The organism is Syntrophales bacterium (assembly GCA_030655775.1).
Lineage (GTDB): Bacteria > Desulfobacterota > Syntrophia > Syntrophales > JADFWA01 > JAUSPI01.
This window is the reverse complement of record JAUSPI010000150.1, coordinates 1-3,355: the sequence shown is the minus strand read 5'-3', so window position 1 is coordinate 3,355 and position 3,355 is coordinate 1. Positions and strand designations below refer to the sequence as shown.

The 3,355-nt window shown below is 44.8% G+C and carries 5 protein-coding genes; all 5 read left to right on the top strand.

The genetic code is table 11. The annotated features are described in order from the left end of the window. Positions 1 to 255, top strand: a 255-nt coding sequence (locus tag Q7J27_07935; GenBank protein MDO9529073.1) for a hypothetical protein, incomplete at its 5' end; no start/stop codon positions are given. A gap of 168 nt (positions 256 to 423) precedes the next feature. Then, positions 424 to 1,413: a GDP-mannose 4,6-dehydratase gene (locus Q7J27_07930; protein MDO9529072.1), complete on the top strand. Its 990-nt coding sequence runs from the start codon at positions 424 to 426 to the stop codon at positions 1,411 to 1,413. Positions 1,414 to 1,438: 25 nt separating this feature from the next. Further along, positions 1,439 to 1,789: a four helix bundle protein gene (locus Q7J27_07925; protein ID MDO9529071.1), complete on the top strand. Its 351-nt coding sequence runs from the start codon at positions 1,439 to 1,441 to the stop codon at positions 1,787 to 1,789. A 53-nt stretch (positions 1,790 to 1,842) separates the two neighbouring features. Continuing rightward, the gene (locus Q7J27_07920; GenBank protein ID MDO9529070.1) at positions 1,843 to 2,787 is read left to right on the top strand and encodes an SDR family oxidoreductase; all 945 of its coding nucleotides are present in this window, start codon (positions 1,843 to 1,845) and stop codon (positions 2,785 to 2,787) included. Positions 2,788 to 2,866: 79 nt separating this feature from the next. Beyond that, on the top strand, positions 2,867 to 3,355 hold a 489-nt coding region (locus tag Q7J27_07915; GenBank protein ID MDO9529069.1), incomplete at its 3' end, for a methyltransferase domain-containing protein.

Here is a 3,355-nt window from a genome sequence, read left to right as displayed (position 1 = left end):
AATGGAAGCCTTTTCTATCGCAAGGATGAAGGGTTCACTTCATGCCCCGCCTTTGCAGTGAAGGTTGTTGATCGTGTGGGTGCAGGTGATGCGGTTCTGGCCTTAACATCTGTGATGTCCGCCGATAGTGTTCCTGCGGATGTGATAAGTTTTGTCGGCAATCTTGTTGGTGCGGATGCAGTGTCGATTGTGGGAAACAAAAGGTCAATAGATCGCGTGAAACTTATGAAAAGCATTACAAGCCTTATGAAATAGGCCCAAAAAGCTTTGATGAGAGATGCTTGCGTAATGGGCACATTGTCATTGCGAGCGACAGCGAAGCAATCTTTAACTCTGTGTAATCATGATAGATTGCCACGTCGCTTTGCTTCGCAATGACTTGCGGATATTTTTGACAGCTCTGATTCTGAGAGAGGAATAATAATGAAAGAGAAAATAGCAGTCATCGGCAGTAATTCCTTTTCCGGGGCACATTTTGTTAATTACACCCTTGCGGAAGGGTCAAAAGTAATCGGAATAAGTCGATCCCCCGAGCCGAATGCAGTCTTTCTTCCATACAAAAACAGACAGAATGCAACTTTCCAATTCTGCCAGTTGGACCTAAATCATGATTTAGATCAGCTAATGAAAATTATTCGTGAATTTGAACCGGACTATGTTGTCAATTTTGCCGCCCAAAGTATGGTGGGTGAAAGCTGGCAACATCCTGAGCATTGGTTCCAGACCAATACAGTAGCTACGATGAAATTACATGATCTATTGCGCCGATGTGAGTTTCTGAAAAAGTATGTCCATATTTCCACTCCCGAGGTGTATGGCAGTTGCGAGGGACTTGTACAGGAAAGCACAAACTACAACCCGAGCACTCCCTACGCCGTGTCCCGCGCTGCTACTGATATGAGCCTGAAGACATTTTTTGATACCTATGATTTCCCTGTTGTGTTCACCCGTGCGGCCAATGTTTATGGCCCCGGGCAGCAGCTTTACCGCATTATTCCCCGGGCCATACTCTATTTCATGTTAGGCAAAAAACTGCAACTTCATGGCGGTGGCCATTCGGTACGTTCATTTGTTCATATCCGTGATGTTGCGGATGGAACTCTCCACGCAGCTCGCAATGGAGGCCCCGGAGAAATATATCATCTTTCCACTACTCGAAATATTTCCGTTCGGTCGCTCGTTCAGATGATAGCGGAACAAATGGAGTTATCATTTGAAGATAATATTGAAGATGTGGGAGAACGTATGGGCAAGGATGCGGCCTATTTGCTCGATAGCACCAAAGCAAGGGAAACATTAGGGTGGAAAGATCAGATCAGCCTGGAACAGGGAATTGAAGAAACCATTGCCTGGGTAAAAGATAATCTGGAAGAGCTAAAAAAACAGCCTTTTGATTATATACATAAGGCATAAGGGCATAGGGCGTAAGGCGTAAGGAATGGGGAATTTTAAGAAACTCAAGGTTTGGCAAAAAGGTAAGGATTTAGTGGTTTATCTTTATGCGCAGACTCAACAGGGTGTATTTTGTAAAGATTATGGTTTAAGAGATCAAATTCGCAGGGCTGCTGTTTCCATACCGAGCAACATAGCGGAAGGCGATGAATCTGGTTCTGACAAGCAATCCATCAGGTATTTTTATATAGCGAAGGGTTCCACCGCAGAAGTGTTGACCCAATCCATTATAGCTTATGAGATAGGGTATCTTGATAAAGAAAGTTTTGAAAATATTGAAAGGGAATGTAAGGCGATATCGGGCATGCTGATGCGTTTGATTCAAGCTCGCCCTTAATCCCTCAGCCCTACGTCTTACGCCCTGAACCCTAAACCTCAAAAGGAGATTTTATGCACATTCTTTTAACAGGCGGCTGCGGTTACATAGGTTCCGTTCTAACCCCAAAGCTGCTGAACGCAGGCTTCAAAGTCACCGTCGTCGACATCATGTGGTTTGGAAACTTTCTTCCGGAGCATAAAAATTTAAAAATAATCCAGCAGGACATTCGTAACATCGACAACCTGACAATGGAAGACGTGGACGTTGTCATCCATCTTGCCAATGTTGCCAACGACCCCTGCGGAGACCTTAACCCGAAACTTTCATGGGAGGTAAATGCACTGGCAACTATGAGCCTTGCCGAATGGGCAATTCGGCATAATGCAAAACAGATTATATTCTTCAGTTCCGGCAGTGTTTACGGGGTAAAAGAAGAACCTCAGGTTACAGAAGATCTCTCTCTGGTTCCCATCTCCGATTACAACAAAACCAAGATGGTAAGCGAACGGGTTCTCCTGAGTTACAAAGATTCCATCGTGGTTCAGTGCATTCGCCCTGCAACTGTCTGCGGATATTCTCCAAGAATGCGCCTTGATCTTTCAGTCAATATGTTGATAATGCAGGCACTGGCTAACAAGAAAATAACGGTGTTTGGCGGAGATCAGGTCAGGCCCAATATCCACATCCAGGACATTACAGACCTTGTTCTCTTTTTCATTGAACAGGGAGAAAAAGTCCAGGGCATTTACAATGCTGGCTTTGAAAACATTTCAATCCTGGACATTGCCAAAAAGGCAACGGAATTGGCGCCGGCCGAGATAGTGGTAACTCCGTCAAACGACCCACGCTCTTACCGTCTGAACTCCGATAAGCTCCTGGCTACCGGTTTTAAACCAAAATATAACGTTGAATATGCCATGAAAGAGATTGTCGATGCCTTTGAAGCTGGAAAGCTGGAAGATAAAGATGGCTGTTACAATGTCAGGAGCATGAATAAAATCCAAAGCTTATCATAATAGGCTATCCGAGAATGCGCCAACGTTGTCATTTCGAGCGGAGCGAGAAATCTTCATTGCAGCGTAGGGAGAAACAAAGATGGGCCAAAAGATTGATTTATTAGCAAACTACCCGAAGACCAAGCGGGATGTGAAAGACCGCGGGGCGTCTAAAACTGAAAAAGATAGGGCCATTGCCAGGGAATTCGGCAGGGAATTTTTCGACGGAGATCGGAAACATGGTTACGGTGGGTTCTCATATAATTCCAGGTTCTGGCAACCCGTGACCCCGACTTTTCAAAAGCATTTCGGGCTAACGGCTTTGAGCTCTATTCTGGATGTGGGATGTGCCAAAGGATTTATGATGCACGATATGGCGGAATTAATACCCGGTATCACAGTAAAAGGTGTTGACATCTCCGAGTACGCGATTGAAAATGCGATTGAGGATATGCAACCCCATGTTCAGGTGGCCAATGCTAAGGATCTCCCTTTTGAAGACAATTCATTTGATGTAGTGATTTCTATCAATACTATTCACAACTTGGAAAAAGATGAATGCGCCCTCGCTCTGCAGGAGATTGAAAGA